Source organism: Chlamydia caviae GPIC, from assembly GCF_000007605.1.
Lineage (GTDB): Bacteria > Chlamydiota > Chlamydiia > Chlamydiales > Chlamydiaceae > Chlamydia > Chlamydia caviae.
Genome location: NC_003361.3, coordinates 221,843 through 237,598 on the forward strand (window position 1 = coordinate 221,843; position 15,756 = coordinate 237,598).

A 15,756-nucleotide genomic window follows, 5' to 3' on the forward strand; every position below is an offset into this window, starting at 1 on the left:
ATAAATCAGAAAGATAAATTAGGCAAGGGATAATAAAAGGGGGGCAAGAAAGATCAAGATATTAAAGATGAGCTTTAGGGAGACAGGAGCGCATCCATAATATCTTGATGAATGTTATCCATAATCGCTAACAAAGTTCCCAGTCAAGGAAAATTTAGAAGCTTAAGGATAAACCACCAAAAGCATCTCCGGAGAGATTGTTGCCTTCGCGTTGTGTTGTTGAAATTCCTAAGTAAGCCGTAGCAAATCTATATTTGAGGGTAGAACGGAATTTTAGATTTACAGCTTCTTGTCCTATAAAGGCTCCTGCAACTTTCCAAGAATGTTGATTTAGGATTAAGGCAGCCGTTGTTGTAGGATTTTCTCTAAGCAAGTCTTTGATATAGGCCATGCTCAATTGTGTGAATAGCGAGTATTTTGCTCCGAAAAGGCGTAATTCTAAAGAAACCCCTGTAGGGAGAGCAAGATTACTCAAATGTGAAGAAGCGAAATACCGAGGATCGTATCCTGTTTCTATGAAAGGATTTTGGTTGATTACGGTATACTCAAGATCAACAAATGGAGTAATTTTCAGACAACGGATTCCCTTAGGATAGGCATAAGATAGGCCTACACTTCCGCGAAATCCCTGGTTTTTCCAAGCTCCTCGGGTGATGTCCTTTTTCGAAAATTGATGTTTTGCAACATGGGATTCTTCAGCATAGCTTATAGAAGATCTGAATGATAAAGCGCGCCAATTTTTAAAAGCGGCTACTGTTCCTAATAGCATATGCGAATTGCTTTTCCCTGGAATATTATCCTGAGAGATAGATCCATGAAGTTGTGTGAATGTCGCACAAACAACAGTATTGGGTGAAAAAGGCAGTTTAATTCCTACATTCTGACCCACTTGTGTCGTAGAGAAGTTATTATAGCTTTTGCCATTTTGTTCCATAACACTGGAGATGGGGCCACCAAAAATACACGCATACTTTATAGGCATGATCGTGTTGTTATTTAAGTAGTTATCAAGAATAGCGTCATTAGAAGAGCGCATCCCTGTAAATGTTGCCCATACAGAAGATGGGATGAGATATCCCTCTTTCTCAGGATTTAAAATGAATGTTCCTGTTGGGATCCATGAGGCTTTTAATGTTTTATGTCGCTTTGAATTTTCCTTGGACCAATTAAATTTCCATACACCTTGATAGCCATAGGCATTTTGCTGCACAGCAATCTCTTCAGGAATAAAGTTGTCAATATTAACACTTTTTTCGGATTTGAAAACGATTTCCATATGATATGGCTGAGATGCCAAATCATGATTATTATAGAAGATATTATCGGGATCATGAATTTGTGGAGATCCCGACAGTTTGATTACTGAATTTCCTGATCGTATTTCAGCGGGAAGATGAGAGTGAGTAGTATCTAAACCAAAGCTAATATTAGAAATAACCAGATCTTTTCCTGAGCTATTGTAGGTTGTTAACATCGACCCGGGGCTAAGATGTAATGTACCGCCTAACTGTTTAAATTCTTGAACAGCAAGAATAGCACCACTTATAATAGAAAGAGTTCCGTTATGTAGATATACAGGTTGGTTGAAGATAGAAGTTTTATTATTGTTATCTTGGCGATCTATAGCAAGTTTCTCTCCAGAAAAGATAACGGAACCGCAATGCAGAGTATGATCAACAGAGTTAATGTGTATAGGATCTGCACCCTGTGATGCTGCAAGAACCGGATCATAAAAAATAATGGATTGATTTTCATTAGCAATGAGGCGGATAGATTCAGGAGCACCGTTAATTATAATGGCATTATTCTTTATGGTGGAAGAATGCTTGGTGGTGATCCTAGCCGTGTTATTGCTAAAGATAATGTCAGCACTTTGTGCGTGCAAATGTAGTTTTGGTTGTCCACTTAAGTAAATTGCACCCCCTTCAAAATCCCTAGAGGAATTGTCAGAGAAGATAATGGGTTGAGAAGCTGTAATATTACAGCTTACCGCGGCTATAGCTCCGCCACCTTTAGCGTGGTTTTCACTAAAGAGAATAGGCGCGTCATTGTTTTTGATAATTACCTGCGAAGAAAAAATAGCACCGCCGAGAATGTCAGCACTATTTTTGCAGAAAACTACAGGAGCAGTTTGCTTATGTATATTGCAGCATTTTGTAAAAATTGCTCCTCCAGAAGATACCGCTCTGTTTTGTGTGAAGGTAATGGTATTTTTGTTTCCATTAAATTCTACAGTTCCTTGTGCATTACAGATGCCTCCACCAAAATTAGCGTAATTTTCTTGGAAGAGAATTTCCTGATTCCCATCAAAGAGGATAGAAGATCCAGCAACTTCGCTATTGATAGCTCCGCCATTACCTGAATTTGTGATGTTTTTTGTAACTTGTGCACGGTTCTTAATAAAAGAAATAGCGCCACGCTGCTCACTAAATCTCATGTGATTTGGTTGCACTCCTGTAAGGAGAATCGCGCCTCCAGCTCCATGACTTATGTTATTTTGGAAAAGCAGACTAGTGTTTCTAGTGAAGAGCATATCCTGTTTAGAGGTAAACACTCCTCCAGAACTCTGGTTATTTTCTACGTTGATCGCTTTTAAATTTTCAAAAGTAAGAAGAGTCTTAGAAAATACACCAGCTCCCTGACCACCTAATTGTAAATTCGTGAAATTTAAGATCGCTAGAGGAGAGCTCCCTGTAAATGTGAGATTGCCCTCTGAGTTGCAAAACGCTCCCCCGGATTTATGGATATTGTTTCCAAGGAAATCCTTAAGGGTGAATTCACCTCTCAACGTGTAATTTGTTCCCTGAGGGGACGTAGTTAACATGGTGAATAATTCAAGATCTTCACCCGCATGGGTTCCCGATAGAGGAAGAGTGACCTCCGCTGATAAATGAGATGTATAGGCTAATTGTGTTAGTGAAGAAAGAAGTGCGAATTTCCAAAAAAACATCTGTTTCATGTTTCAGAATCCTAGTCATTTCACGGTCTAGAGTAAGGGATCTAACTTACATAGAAGGGCAAAATAAATACACGGAAATAAAAAGTTGATCTAAGCGTATGTTAATAAGAATAGAATAGTTAAAGTCCATTTTATTTTTTCTTTAACTATGTTGAGACGTGCCTCTAAAGACGATATGTATCTTTCTCTTTAGAGGCTATAGAGGGAATGGATAAACGAAATTTAATCTTTCGTTTCTTCAATCATTGCTTTTGTGAAATCTTTGATCTCTTTAGATAGGTTTTTCGCTAACGCTTTTGTTTGTTGAGCAAAAGTCTTTGTGTGCTGTTTAGAGTGCTTAAACAGGGTTTTTCCTTTTCTCGTTCCCGAAGTTTTTACCTTTGAGAGTTTTTTTCTCAACTGCACACCACTTTTTGGAGTGAACAAACAAGTCAGCAATGTCGCAATAAAACCTCCAAATAATACACCTCTGAGCCACCGCCACCGCTTACATGTTTTTTTATTAGGTTTATGATTTCTAAACATACTTTCTTTCCCTCTACGGCAAATTTAATCCTTCTTGCGAAATACACACCAAACGAGCAGCGCAGCTGCTGCCCACTTAGCCCCTCGGCAGATCTTCCCCATCCAGCTAGCCTTACTTCCCTCACAGAGGAAATCTTCAATATCCTTAGGGAAGTGTTTATTCCGTTTGCGCAACCAACTGAAAATAAGCTTTTTCCCTAAGAATAAAGGAGCTAGGATCTTGGCTTCAAAATTTAAAATTGTCGTGATCTTACTGATATTTTTAACTATCTTGTTGAGCTTATGTAATAAGCTAATAGCCAAAACGAACATCGTTACCATGCACGTTGATAGCAAGACACAACAGACAATGATCGCTCCCGTGAGGTAAGTATTCATATAAAGTGAATAAACAATTTTTATTTTTATTATTTAATTTCACTTCTTATTTTCGATTTATTTTTAAAAAAGTTAAAGAAAATACTTTTCAATAAATAAGTTAGAACTATAAAAAAGAAAATCCCCAACAGGCGTTGGGGATATGTGCTTGATAATGAATAAGATGAGGAGGCTCTCGAAATATTCCTCTAGGAATTCTTATTTTGCTGAAGATTGCAGCTCTACCACTTTATCAGATACGGGGAAGACGATTTCCTTTCTCATTAAGAAGACCCCAAATAGGTTAAAGCACAGGAGAAGAGCTCCAGATACAGACATGATCAATAGGGCTGTGTTTTGCGATAAGAAGCAAAACATAGGTAATATAGCAGCTCCGTATAGGGTATAGATTTTCGATCCCATATTTCCGTAAAGAAACTTTGCACATTTTTTCCCGACAAGGAAATACGAAATAATCGTTGTATAGCCCGTGGCGAAGAAGAATGTGGGGAGGAGGATCTTCACAAGAGGGAAATAGGTGGCTAAGGCATGTTCAACAGCTTGAGAAGCGTTGTCAAGGCCTAGAGACCAAGATCCGGATGCAAGTACCATCAGTAAGCTTAGTGTACAGATAAGGTTATCGATAAGAAGTCCTATGATACTTAGCTGAGCCTGTGTTTCTGGACGTTTTGCGGAACTCTCACTTTGAATAATGGAATCAAATCCAATACCAATATCTCCGGAATAAGCGGCTCTGGAGATCCCTTGGTGGATTGTCGTTGCTACAGTACAACCAGCAAAGCCTCCAATAGCACCATGCCCTGTAAATGCTGATGAAAATACGGCTGAAAACAGAGCCGGAAGCTGGTGGAACTCTTTTATAAGTATGTATAGAGATAGTACACAGTATAAGGTGAGGAAAAATGGAAGTACGACAGCACAGATTTTCCCAATACGCTGCAATCCCCCTTGAACTGCATAGAGAATTAAAAATAGCAAACCAAAAATAGTGAATAATTTTGGGATGTTCCAGCAGTGGGAAATTGTGTCAGCAATAACAGAAAACTGATAGATTTCTACACCGTAAATACAGAGCAATACGGCTACAATAATAGGGATGAGTTTGGTCCCATAAGCTTTATCTAGGAAGTACATTGGCCCACCTTGATAAACGCCGTCGCTATCTACCTTACGGAATTTAATCCCTAAGTACACCTCGGAGTATTTCACTATGGAACCAAAAATTCCCGCAATCCAAACCCAAAATAGGGCTCCGGGACCACCGATGCACGCAGCAGTAACAATCCCTACAACATTACCAATACCGATATTGCCACTCGCTGAAGCAAAAAATACCTTCAACGGATGAATGCCTCTTTCGTGTTCCTTTCCCTTTTTCTTGGAAGACTCCTGCATATACTGGTAGAAAAGCCTGCAGAATTGAGGAATTTTGGTAAATTGAGAAAAACCAGATTTCCACGAAAAGCTTATCCCCAGGAAAAGAATCATGAGAAAAGCCACATATGACCAGAAGAAGTCATCAAAGGTGGCTAGTAAAGACAAGACCGCGTTCATGGTAAAAACTTTTTTTATAATTAAAATATTTAAACAGTTCTTTGGTAAGAAGATGGGTAAACTATTATCTCTATTTTATCTTTTGTTTAGTAGGAAAATAAAGCTTATATACGAAGATAAAAGTTCCTAAAGAGATAAAAATATCGGCAAAATTAAAAGTTGGGAAATACCACCGTTTAAAACCGATAGAAATAAAATCGACAACATGCCTGTAGAATAGGATGTCTCCAACGTTCCCAATAGCTCCGGAACAGAGGAGAATCAGGGAGAAGCGGATTGAAGGGGAGGTTCTTTTCTTTCTTAGAAAAAGAAAGGCAAGAATACCTAAAATAATTGCTATACGTATGGCAAATAAGAAATATTTATATTTTGAAAATATCCCGAAGGCAGCGCCTTCATTAAAAGTAGGGCAAATACAAAAAATTAGCTTACCCCAACTATACTGGTATAGTATGGGGCGAGCGTCGGGTAAATTCCCCCGGTACAGTAAAACAGCTAGTTTGGAAACCCAATCGATAAGGACGAAAAATGAAATAGCGAGGAAAGTAGATCGGGAGCGACTAGACATGGGGATTAGTTTCCGTAAAGTAGACCTTTTTCGAACTCGGATTGAGCTTTGACGGTCATTGTGGCGTAGGGAATAGCCATTAAACGGGCTAGAGGAATTTCTTCACCACTTACGTCACAAATCCCATAAGAGGACTCTTCGATTTTTTCTAAAGCGCGATTGATCTGTCTTAATAATTCATACTCTTTGGTTGTTACCTCCAAGCTGATTGTTCTATCAAAAGTATCCGTTCCCTGATCAGCTTGATGTTGAGAATATCCAGTAGCTTCGTTAGGCTTTTTGACTTCTTGAGCGTTCCCTTCTAGGGTATGAGATAGCTTATATTTCATCTCTAGAAGTCTTTGTTTAAAATTGGCTATTTCGTCCTCAGACAACGGCATAGTTTCCTCTCTTTAACCTTAAAATAATAACTATTTTTCCATATCCGGAGTTGCAGATAGCAAAACCTCCATTAATTCGCCAACATCTTTAAATCTTCTATAGACGCAGGCAAATCTAATGTAGGCAATCATGTCTGCCTTTTTTAGATATTTCATTACTAGTTCGCCAATTTCTTTGGTAGAGATTTCCCTATTTTGTTTGCCCAAGAGCTCAGACTTCACGTTAGAGGCTATCGCATGCACTTGATCCTGACCTATACGTGTATGACTAGAGGCGGCATTTAATCCGTTAATTAGTTTAGATTCTTGGAAATTCTCGTAACGACCATCGCGTTTTAGTACCTGCAGAGTGAGCTCAACGGTTTCAAAAGTGGTAAACCTTTGTCCACAATTTAAGCACTCTCGTCGGCGTTTAATCGCATTTGCCTCTGGCGCATTTCTCGAATCTATAACCTTTAATTCCCCATGATTGCAAAAAGGACACTGCATGGGAGCTACCTCCTAAAGTTAAGGTAGTCTAAGAAAATAATAATTTTAACGCAGGATAAATCTATGCGACTATAAGTTGCAAATTTTTTTTCCTAATCCATAAAAATAGGGCTTGCGACAGATGCGGATAGCGTGATAAGTTCTCGCCATTTTTGCGAAAGTGCAACATCTTATCGCAAGGGTATTTTATTGTAAATATTAGTTGTTTAGGGATTAAGAATGTTTTCAGGGATAGTTCAGGAGCTTGGTGAAATATTTAGTGTTGAGCCAAGAGAAGAGGGGTTAACTATAGGTGTGCAAGGGTCTCCCACATGCATTTCCGAGTTGGAAATCGGCTGTAGTGTTGCTATTGATGGTGTTTGTCTTACTGTAATTAGACTTGAGGAAGAAGGTAAAATGTTTTTTGATATCATTCCTGAGACTCTTGCCTGCACTACAATAGGAGATAGAAGTGTTGGGGATCGTGTAAATATCGAACGTTCTTTAAAAGTTTCTGATGAAATTGGGGGGCATATGGTTTCCGGTCATGTTTGCGGTATCGGAGAGATTGTGCGTATAGAGAAAAATCGGTATTATTTTCGTGTACCAAGTTCCTTATCTCTATATCTTTTTGAAAAGGGATTTGTTTCAGTAGATGGAATTAGCCTGACTGTTGTCACTGTGAATGAAGATGTGTTTTCAGTAGGATTAATTCCTGAGACGCTATCTCGAACAACATTAGGATATAAGCGAGAAGGGTCAAAAGTAAATATTGAGCCTGATATGGCGACAAAAACACAAGTGGATACCCTAAGACGTTTATATCCTCCACAACAAAACAGATAATATGGATTACAAACTACTGGATAGTGGTGATGGAAAAAAGTTGGAAAGCTTTGGTCCGATAACTCTCATCCGACCTTCTTGCACGGCAATCTGGCCGAAGAGTTCACCATCTCTATGGAAAAAGGCGCAAGCAGAATATCAAAGATCTGGTGAAGAAGGGCAGTGGCATTTTAGGTCTTCTGTCCCTAAAGAATGGCGAATCGCTTTGAATGGCGTTGATTGTACGCTAAAGTTCACTCCTTTTGGTCACGTAGGTATTTTCCCCGAACATAGCGGTTTCTGGCCCGAATTAAAACAGAGCATAGAAAAGCATTCTGAATGTCGGGTTTTAAATTTATTTGCTTATACAGGTTCTACGTCGATTTTTGCTGCAAAATGCGGAGCAAAAGTATGCCACGTCGATGCATCTAAATCTGCAATAAAATGGGCGCAAAAAAATGTTGCGAACAACGCTTTGTCTGAAAAAAGGATCTTTTGGGTTATTGAAGATGTATTTTCTTTTTTACAAAAAGAAATACGGCGAGGGAAGAAATACGAAGTGATTTTATTAGATCCTCCAACCTATGGTCGCGGACCTGATGGCGAGGTTTTTAAAATAGATAGAGATTTCTTCTCTCTGCTGCTTTTATGTTCCAAATTGCTTTCTGATTCTTCTTCCTATATTTTGATCACTTCGCATACGCCAGGGCATACGCCAGCTTTTTTACACAGTTTAGCTACGCGGGCTCTACCTTTGGATAGACAGTATTGGTCTTCTGGAGAAAGTTTTTGTGGTATTGGGGATCAAGCCTTACCTTCTGGAGTGTTCGTTAAATGGAGTTCATAGGAAAAAATAATCCCAAGGTGAAAGAGGTAGTAGCGTTAAAACAAAGCCGTTCACGTAAGGGGCCGCTATTTCTTTTAGAAGGATTTCGAGAAATTCAAAAAGCTCTGAACTCAGGATACGAGTGTGAGCGGATTTTCTGTGGAGAGAATGTTTCGGAAAAAGAACAATCTTTTTTAAATCGTATTCAAAAAACACCTTTGGAAAAGATTTATTGTTCAGAAGAAATCCTTTCAAAACTTTCTTATAAAGAGCATCACGATAATTTTATCGCTGTGATGAAGAAACGTTGGTGGTCCCGAGAGGAATTTCTAGGCCAGAAAAAAAATCCTCTGCCTTTCTATTTAATCATAGAACAGGTTGAAAAACCTGGAAATGTGGGTGCTATACTTAGAATTGCTGATGGGGTAGGTGCTGATGGGGTGATTTTATGCGATCCCATAGTTGACCTCTACAATCCTAATGTGATTCGCTCTTCATTGGGAACAGTATTCACTCTTCCTATCTGGTCAGCTACTTTAGATGAGGTATTGCAAACTATTGCTGAGGAAAAATGGCAAGTTTTTGCAACTTCTCCTAGAGCAAGTACTATGTATTTTTGCGAGAATTACAACCAGCCGCTGGCTCTAGTTTTTGGGTCAGAAAAAGACGGACTAACTTCTCACTGGCTTAAAGGGAATTTTGCAAAAATATCTCTTCCCATGCTTGGTCAAGTAGATTCTTTAAATTTATCTACAGCAGTTTCGGCAGTTGCTTACGAAGTCATTCGCCAACGCTGGCTAGCCTAATTTAGCGAGAATGCAGAAAAATACGTTCTATAAGATCAAAAATAATTTATATTATTTATCTCTAAGAAACGAATTAATTAAAAAAAATAGATTGCATTAGTTGTTGTAAAGTTTTTTTAACTTCCTTGTGTAAACTTGATTTTTAATGTTTTTTATGAGATGCTTGACGTTTCCAGGATGCGGCGAAGATTGTGGTTCTAGACAATCATGATTCTCTAAATGGATAGATCAGTGAGTTATAACGAAGTTCGATGAAAACACGCTTTCCTTCGCCCTTTTTTATTTTGTATCGCCGCTTAACTGTAGCTATTAGCTTTGGGAAAGTCCTGGGGTGGGGGTGTTTGGGGAGAATTCTATCTTGGATGTTCTCCTGCATTGCAAGCTTTCGTCGAAAGCTATTTTGTTCAGCCCCTTACCGAGCGTCTTCTACTGTAATCAGTGTGGGCAACATTGTCCTTGGAGGTTCTGGTAAGACGCCTACAGTATTGTGGTTGGCTGAAAATCTAAGGGCTCGAGGATATTCCTGTGCCGTTCTTTCTCGCGGATATAAAGGAAAATGTAGTCGTCAGAGAAAGCTTATTGTAGTCGATCCTAAGATGCACAGCGCCGCTTATGTAGGAGATGAACCCTTGCTGATGGCAGGGAAACTCCAGGATGGGGCTGTTTTTGTGCATAAGGATCGTAGAGTTTCGGCTAAACACGCTGCTAAAAATTTTGATATTTTGATTTTGGATGATGGCTTCCAAAATACCAAACTACACAAAGACGTGGAAATTGTCGTAGTTAATGGTCAAGATCCCTTAGGGGGAGCAGAGTTTTTCCCCCGAGGCCGCCTTCGCGATTTTCCTAATAGATTGAAGGAGGCTGATTTTATCATAGTTAATGGTTCCTGTTGTTTAGAGAATCAGAAACTTTTAAATACATGGAGCTCGTCGCCAAAAATTTTTGTTGAGCCCTGTATTTCCCAAGTACTTTGGGAGCCGAGTGGGGAGCAACTTCCTTTAGATAGCCTTTCGGGGCTAGCTGCCGGTGTTTTCTGTGGTCTCGGATTTCCACAGGGATTTCTTGATATGTTGAAACGTGCCGGAGTGAAGATATTAGGGACGTATTTATTACCTGACCACGCGGGAATAACGAAAAAAGAATTGCACTACTTTAGCTCGAAGATAGCTCTACGTCAAGGGCGGGGGATATTGTGCACGGAAAAGGACGGTGTAAAGCTCGGGAATTTAGTTCATGAGCAAGGGATTCTCCCGGTTGGCAAGGTGCAGATGCGTTTTGATTTTGCAAACCATGAAGATTCTGGCGTTTCCTTACTAAATAGAATAGATCAAATACATAATGGTAAGAGGTAACTAATGAAACTATGGATGAAAATCTTTATAGGATTATTTGTCGGGGTTACCCTAGGTTTAATTTTAGAAGACAAAGCAATCTTTTTTAAGCCGATAGGAGACATTTTTCTTAACCTGTTAAGCATGGTTGTCTACCCTCTGGTATTTTGCTCCATGGTTTTAGGTATTGCTTCTATCAGCGATATGAAGAAATTAGGCCGAATAGGAATGAAAAGTGTCGGCTTATATTTGGGTACTACATGTATTGCTATTGTTATAGGCTTATGTTTCGCTCAATTTTTTAGCCCTGGAGAGGGGTGTGACTTATCACAGAATGTTATTGAAACAACTATAGTTGCTCCTGAAAAGAATAGTGCCTATTTCTTATCTTTGATTTCTCAAATTTTTCCCTCAAACCCCGTGCGGTCGTTTGTTGAGGGAAATATTTTACAAATCATTGTCTTCGCTATTTTCTTGGGAATCGCTATGCGTCTTTCCGGAGAAAAGGGGCTTCCTGTAGCTAAATTCATCGAAAGTTTTTCTGAAATCATGCTCCGCATGATCAACATGATCATGGCTTTTGCACCCTATGGTGTTGGAGCTAGTATGGCATGGATTTCTGGTAGTCACGGGTTAGTGATTCTCTGGCAATTAGGAAAATTCGTTCTCGCGTACTATCTAGCGTGTGTATTTCACGCTGTGATTGTCTTTGGCGGTATTATCCGCATGGGCTGCAAGATGTCCTTCTCTAAATTCCTTTCTGCTATGATGGATGCAATATCTTGTGCGATATCTACCTCTAGTAGTTCGGCGACACTACCTGTAACGATGCGTTGCGTATCTAAAAATCTTGGGGTTTCTTCGGAAGTTTCTGGTTTTGTTTTGCCTTTAGGTGCTACTGTCAATATGAACGGTACCGCAATATTTCAAGGTATGGCCGCAGTATTTATTGCTCAAGCTTATAACTGCCCTCTATCTTTCAGTAGTTTGCTATTGCTTGTTATTGCAGCTACTTTTTCTGCAGTAGGCAGTGCGGGTGTCCCTGGAGGAGGAATGATCACTTTAGGATCTGTATTAGCCTCCGTAGGCTTGCCTATACAAGGAATCGCTGTTTTAGCAGGAATTGATAGGTTGCGAGACATCATAGGAACCCCGATGAATATCCTCGGAGATGCTGTGGTAGCTGTTTATGTAGCTTCTGGAGAAGGCGAGCTATCAACACCAATAGAGAGCAAAGTAGCTTTAGAAGACGAGAGCAGAGAAACAGTGTAGGAGAATTTACGCATGTTTGAATTTCGATTTCCGAAAATAGGGGAGACGGGTTCCGGAGGGTTTGTAGTCCGTTGGCTCAAGCAAGTAGGTGAGAATGTTGCAAAAGACGAACCTATAATTGAAGTGTCAACAGACAAGATTGCTACTGAATTAGCATCTCCTAAAGCAGGGAAATTGATTCGTTGTCTCGTAAGTGAAGGTGATGAAGTCGCCTCTGGAGAAATTTTAGCCGAAATTGCTATAGAATCGGGTATGCAAGAAGAAGTTTTAGAAGAAGCCTCTTCTAAGACTTCTTGTTCTCATTCTCAAGATTGTGGAAATTCCCCAGGATGGTTTTCACCAGCAGTTCTTAGTTTAGCGCATCGCGAAGGTGTTAGCATCCAACAGCTCCAACAAATTTCTGGAACAGGAAATGAGGGGCGTGTGACGCGTAAAGATTTAGAAAATTATATTTCTGAAATGCGTGCGCCTTCGTCTCCAAAAACAACAAATGCGAATGAAAATCGCATTCCTATGTCTCCACTACGTAGAGCTATAGCTTCTTCATTATCTAAATCTTCAGATGAAGTGCCTCACGCGTCTCTTATTGTAGATATTGATGTCACAGATTTGATGAACTTAATCTCTGAGGAGAAAGACAGATTCTTTGCAACACATGGTGTGAAACTGACGATTACGAGTTTCATTATTCAATGTTTAGCAAAGGCCTTGGAGCAATTCCCGTTATTAAATGGATCTTTAGACGGGGATACAATCGTTGTGAAGAAATCCATAAATGTGGGAGTTGCTGTTAATTTGAATAAAGAGGGTGTTGTTGTCCCTGTTATTCACAATTGTCAAGACCGTGGTTTAGTCAGCATTGCAAAAACTCTCGCGGATGTATCTACAAGAGCTCGATCCAATAAGCTTGACCCTTCAGAAACTCAAGATGGTAGCATCACAGTGACTAATTTCGGTATGACGGGAGCTTTAATTGGTATGCCGATAATTCGTTATCCCGAAGTGGCTATTTTAGGAATAGGAACAATACAAAAACGTGTTGTTGTTCGTGATGATGATTCTCTAGCTATCCGAAAAATGGTCTATGTTACGCTAACATTTGACCATAGAGTGCTTGACGGCATTTACGGTAGTGAATTTTTAACCTCATTGAAAAATCGGTTAGAGTCTGTTACGATGAGCTAACATACGACGATTTTTCCAAGGACTAAAGGGATGGGTTCTCCCGCAACAGCTATCGATTTATGCCAAGATATTATCACTAAGCAAAAAGAATCTTTAGAGCGCTTTTTTGCTACTTTCCAATGTGAGGGGACGTGGTTGTTAGCTGAGAAAATATTGAATCATCAAGGTTCTATATTTTTTTCTGGTGTGGGCAAAAGCGGTTGTATTGCAAGGAAGATAGCTGCAACCTTACAGTCTTTTGGAGAACGTGCTTTTTTTCTTTGTTCTGGAGATCTTCTCCACGGGGATTTTGGTGTTGTCCGTCCAGGAGATATTGTTTGTCTGTTCTCTAAAAGTGGAGAAACCCGCGAACTTTTAGAATGGATCCCTTATTTCAAAGAACGTGGTGTATTTATCGCAGGGATTACTTCCTCTGCATATTCTAGTTTAGCTATTCTTTGCGATCATGTGGTTATTTTACCTATGATAGAAGAATTAGATCCTTTTAATCTTGTTCCTACAACATCAACAACATGCCAGCTGTTATTTGGAGATCTTCTCTCTATTACACTATTGCGTAGTCGAGGAATATCTCTGGCAGACTACGGGAAGAATCATCCGGGTGGGCAAATTGGTTTGAAGGTTGTTGGGAAAATCCGAGATTATATGTTCCCAAAAACAGAAGTGCCTTTTTGCTCTCCTGACAATACAGTTGCAGACTCCTTGGATATTTTTTCTTCCTATGGTTGTGGCTGCGTGTGCGTAGTGAATGAGCTATTCGAAATATTGGGAATATTTACAGACGGGGACTTACGCAGGGCTTTATCTCGTCATGGAGGGGATATTTTATTGCAGAAGCTTAAAGATATCATGACTCCAAGTCCTAGAGTGATCAGCGAAGATGCTGATGTGCTTCTTGGCTTACAAATGATGGAAACAGGAAACCCTGTTAGCATCCTACCTGTTGTCGATGCTAAAGATCAGAAGTATGTTGTGGGATTGCTTCAGATGCATACACTGGCAAAAGCAGGACTCATCTAAAGAGTAAAAAATATCGGAAGAGAGAGTAAGCCGGATTCTGTCTACAAGATGGAAAAGACCATCTTGAGGGCAACCATTCATCTAGGGGGCATATTACTATACCCCTCAAGCGATTATGAAAAAGTTTATGAGGAATACTATCCCTCACTATGCAGAAACAAAAACTTTTTCTCTTGCTTCAGATAGGGTTTGCATGTCTATTAAGTCACCTTAATAGCTCCTACTCTTAAAGTAGGAATTTTCAGCCTGTCTATAAAAAGACCCTTTTATAGCGGAGTGTTTTCTGTTGCACTTTCCGTAGCCTTACGGCCCCTGGAGTTTCTCCAGTATCTCTTCTTATGAAGTCCAGACTTTCCTCTCAGTATACCTAACTAGAGATATAAAAAGCGGTTGCCTTTCTCTTCCGATGAACTGTTATATAGCAGCGCGACGACGACGACGTTTTGCTGCAGAGCTGTCAGCAGTGAGAGCATCTGGTTCTCGCCAATATAAAATTCTAGAACAATGTTCGCAGAAAATTAATCGGTCTTTTTTACGGACTAAATTTTCATGCTGTGGAGTTAAAACGATATGACATCCACTACAGACACGATTCTCTATAGGAACAACAACGCGATCTTTTTTATTATTTAACAAACGTTCGTAAATAAGAAACATTTCAGGATCCGTAGCTTCTTTTAACTCGCTACGCTGTTGTAGTAGGGCTTGGCCCTCTTGATTGATGTTTTTAATGCTTTCGCAGATTTCTTTTTCAATAGCAAAGCTGCTATTTTCTGTAGATGTTAGACTTTCTTTTAAAGAAACAATCAGATCTTCACTTCCTGCTTGCTTGTCCATGAGATCACTAAGTTGATGTTCTAACGCACGACGCTCTTTGTTTGCTGCTGTCATTTCTTGGGTGAGGGCATTAAACTCATCCATCTTTTTCACAGCTGCTTGTTGACTTTCTAATTTATTGATTTGATCAGAAATCTCTTGAATCCGATTCTCACCTTCTTTAATCTGATTCTTTAAGTTTTCCATCTCCAACTCTTTCTCCTGAACTTTACGACGAATGTCAGATTTAAGAGATTGGACTTTAGCGAGCTCTTTCTGATGCTCTTTTTTGACTCGCATTAAGCGAATCATTTTAATATCGAGCTCTTGAATGGCTAAAATGCTCTGGAGGGCTTCATGCATGAAAACTATTCCTTGCTTGGCTTAGTGGTTCCTAAATACGGATGCGAAATCATGGAATTTAGGAATGAATACATCTGAAGAAGAAAGCAAGTTTACTGCTTTTTTAGCAAGAAGTAAAGAACGTTTTTTTCAATAAAAGAAATTCCTAAGGGACAGCAGCTTACGACAAGGCAAAAGTTTAACCATCCTAACCAGTATGAATTAATTTTTACCAGTTTCAACCCGAGAGCGAGTTTAAAAGATGACTTGAATTTGAACTTGTTCCTTTGCATAAGGCAATCCGCTACTTCAAAAAGCCCCCTAGCTTCTCCCTAGTTCTCTTTCCTAAACACGTAATTCACAAGATTATTACTTCTGCGAATCTAAGGAGTAGGGTAATGGCGGGAGGAAAAAAATAAAAGGTTCTTTTCAATTTTTTTATTTGATGTTAGAGGAGAGATTTCTTAATTGATAACTCTCCTCTTTTTCTTAGTCCCA

General features: G+C 39.5%; 15 protein-coding genes and 1 other RNA gene. 7 read left to right on the forward strand and 9 right to left on the reverse strand.

The window, feature by feature from the left end; all coding sequences use genetic code 11:
• Positions 1-154 precede the first annotated feature (154 nt).
• The 7 genes from CCA_RS01080 to nrdR form a co-directional block, all read right to left on the reverse strand.
• Entirely contained in the window at positions 155-2,959 is a 2,805-nt protein-coding gene (locus CCA_RS01080) for a polymorphic outer membrane protein middle domain-containing protein (RefSeq protein ID WP_011006176.1), read from the reverse strand.
• Positions 2,960-3,181: 222 nt separating this feature from the next.
• Complete coding sequence (locus CCA_RS01085; protein WP_011006177.1) at positions 3,182-3,484, reverse strand: YtxH domain-containing protein; 303 nt, start codon at positions 3,482-3,484, stop codon at positions 3,182-3,184.
• Between the two features lie 24 nt (positions 3,485-3,508).
• The gene (locus CCA_RS01090) at positions 3,509-3,862 is read right to left on the reverse strand and encodes a hypothetical protein (RefSeq protein WP_011006178.1); all 354 of its coding nucleotides are present in this window, start codon (positions 3,860-3,862) and stop codon (positions 3,509-3,511) included.
• A gap of 198 nt (positions 3,863-4,060) precedes the next feature.
• Positions 4,061-5,416: an amino acid carrier protein gene (locus CCA_RS01095; protein WP_011006179.1), complete on the reverse strand. Its 1,356-nt coding sequence runs from the start codon at positions 5,414-5,416 to the stop codon at positions 4,061-4,063.
• Positions 5,417-5,486: 70 nt separating this feature from the next.
• Positions 5,487-5,984, reverse strand: a complete 498-nt coding sequence (gene lspA, locus CCA_RS01100) for a signal peptidase II (RefSeq protein WP_011006180.1) — start codon at positions 5,982-5,984, stop codon at positions 5,487-5,489.
• A 5-nt stretch (positions 5,985-5,989) separates the two neighbouring features.
• Positions 5,990-6,364, reverse strand: a complete 375-nt coding sequence (locus CCA_RS01105) for a TraR/DksA family transcriptional regulator (RefSeq protein WP_011006181.1) — start codon at positions 6,362-6,364, stop codon at positions 5,990-5,992.
• A gap of 30 nt (positions 6,365-6,394) precedes the next feature.
• Positions 6,395-6,853 (reverse strand): transcriptional regulator NrdR, encoded by a 459-nt coding sequence (gene nrdR / locus CCA_RS01110; RefSeq protein WP_006342890.1) that lies wholly within the window; start codon positions 6,851-6,853, stop codon positions 6,395-6,397.
• 219 nt (positions 6,854-7,072) lie between these two features.
• On the opposite strand from nrdR, the gene CCA_RS01115 reads away from it, so the two are divergent.
• The 7 genes from CCA_RS01115 (at position 7,073) to CCA_RS01145 (ending at position 14,100) form a co-directional block, all read left to right on the forward strand.
• Positions 7,073-7,678, forward strand: a complete 606-nt coding sequence (locus tag CCA_RS01115; RefSeq protein WP_011006182.1) for a riboflavin synthase — start codon at positions 7,073-7,075, stop codon at positions 7,676-7,678.
• A 1-nt stretch (position 7,679) separates the two neighbouring features.
• Positions 7,680-8,504, forward strand: a complete 825-nt coding sequence (locus tag CCA_RS01120; RefSeq protein WP_011006183.1) for a class I SAM-dependent methyltransferase — start codon at positions 7,680-7,682, stop codon at positions 8,502-8,504.
• Positions 8,492-9,289 (forward strand): RNA methyltransferase, encoded by a 798-nt coding sequence (locus tag CCA_RS01125; protein ID WP_011006184.1) that lies wholly within the window; start codon positions 8,492-8,494, stop codon positions 9,287-9,289. Before CCA_RS01120 ends, CCA_RS01125 begins: the two co-directional genes overlap by 13 nt.
• Positions 9,290-9,540: 251 nt before the next feature.
• Complete coding sequence (gene lpxK, locus CCA_RS01130; RefSeq protein WP_011006185.1) at positions 9,541-10,644, forward strand: tetraacyldisaccharide 4'-kinase; 1,104 nt, start codon at positions 9,541-9,543, stop codon at positions 10,642-10,644.
• A 3-nt stretch (positions 10,645-10,647) separates the two neighbouring features.
• Positions 10,648-11,895: a dicarboxylate/amino acid:cation symporter gene (locus CCA_RS01135; RefSeq protein WP_011006186.1), complete on the forward strand. Its 1,248-nt coding sequence runs from the start codon at positions 10,648-10,650 to the stop codon at positions 11,893-11,895.
• Positions 11,896-11,907: 12 nt separating this feature from the next.
• Entirely contained in the window at positions 11,908-13,080 is a 1,173-nt protein-coding gene (locus CCA_RS01140) for a dihydrolipoamide acetyltransferase family protein (protein WP_011006187.1), read from the forward strand.
• Between the two features lie 30 nt (positions 13,081-13,110).
• Entirely contained in the window at positions 13,111-14,100 is a 990-nt protein-coding gene (locus CCA_RS01145; RefSeq protein ID WP_011006188.1) for a KpsF/GutQ family sugar-phosphate isomerase, read from the forward strand.
• A gap of 10 nt (positions 14,101-14,110) precedes the next feature.
• Here CCA_RS01145 and rnpB read toward each other — a convergent pair.
• Together rnpB and cdsZ are read right to left on the reverse strand one after the other, a co-directional pair.
• An RNA gene (gene rnpB, locus CCA_RS05200) (RNase P RNA component class A) lies at positions 14,111-14,506 on the reverse strand.
• 8 nt (positions 14,507-14,514) lie between these two features.
• Positions 14,515-15,279, reverse strand: coding sequence for a zinc ribbon domain regulatory protein CdsZ (gene cdsZ, locus CCA_RS01150; protein WP_011006189.1), 765 nt, complete (start codon positions 15,277-15,279; stop codon positions 14,515-14,517).
• Between the last annotated feature and the right edge of the window lie 477 nt (positions 15,280-15,756).

Excerpts from the sequence above, each read along its gene's own strand:
- CCA_RS01115 (WP_011006182.1), top strand. The coding sequence starts at position 7,073 with ATGTTTTCAGGGATAGTTCAGGAGCTTGGTGAAATATTTAGTGTTGAG.
- CCA_RS01135 (WP_011006186.1), top strand. The coding sequence starts at position 10,648 with ATGAAACTATGGATGAAAATCTTTATAGGATTATTTGTCGGGGTTACC.
- lpxK (WP_011006185.1), top strand. The coding sequence starts at position 9,541 with ATGAAAACACGCTTTCCTTCGCCCTTTTTTATTTTGTATCGCCGCTTA.
- nrdR (WP_006342890.1), bottom strand. The coding sequence starts at position 6,853 with ATGCAGTGTCCTTTTTGCAATCATGGGGAATTAAAGGTTATAGATTCG.
- CCA_RS01085 (WP_011006177.1), bottom strand. The coding sequence starts at position 3,484 with ATGTTTAGAAATCATAAACCTAATAAAAAAACATGTAAGCGGTGGCGG.
- CCA_RS01090 (WP_011006178.1), bottom strand. The coding sequence starts at position 3,862 with ATGAATACTTACCTCACGGGAGCGATCATTGTCTGTTGTGTCTTGCTA.
- CCA_RS01080 (WP_011006176.1), bottom strand. The coding sequence starts at position 2,959 with ATGAAACAGATGTTTTTTTGGAAATTCGCACTTCTTTCTTCACTAACA.
- CCA_RS01145 (WP_011006188.1), top strand. The coding sequence starts at position 13,111 with ATGGGTTCTCCCGCAACAGCTATCGATTTATGCCAAGATATTATCACT.
- lspA (WP_011006180.1), bottom strand. The coding sequence starts at position 5,984 with ATGTCTAGTCGCTCCCGATCTACTTTCCTCGCTATTTCATTTTTCGTC.
- cdsZ (WP_011006189.1), bottom strand. The coding sequence starts at position 15,279 with ATGCATGAAGCCCTCCAGAGCATTTTAGCCATTCAAGAGCTCGATATT.
- CCA_RS01120 (WP_011006183.1), top strand. The coding sequence starts at position 7,680 with ATGGATTACAAACTACTGGATAGTGGTGATGGAAAAAAGTTGGAAAGC.
- CCA_RS01140 (WP_011006187.1), top strand. The coding sequence starts at position 11,908 with ATGTTTGAATTTCGATTTCCGAAAATAGGGGAGACGGGTTCCGGAGGG.
- CCA_RS01105 (WP_011006181.1), bottom strand. The coding sequence starts at position 6,364 with ATGCCGTTGTCTGAGGACGAAATAGCCAATTTTAAACAAAGACTTCTA.
- CCA_RS01095 (WP_011006179.1), bottom strand. The coding sequence starts at position 5,416 with ATGAACGCGGTCTTGTCTTTACTAGCCACCTTTGATGACTTCTTCTGG.
- CCA_RS01125 (WP_011006184.1), top strand. The coding sequence starts at position 8,492 with ATGGAGTTCATAGGAAAAAATAATCCCAAGGTGAAAGAGGTAGTAGCG.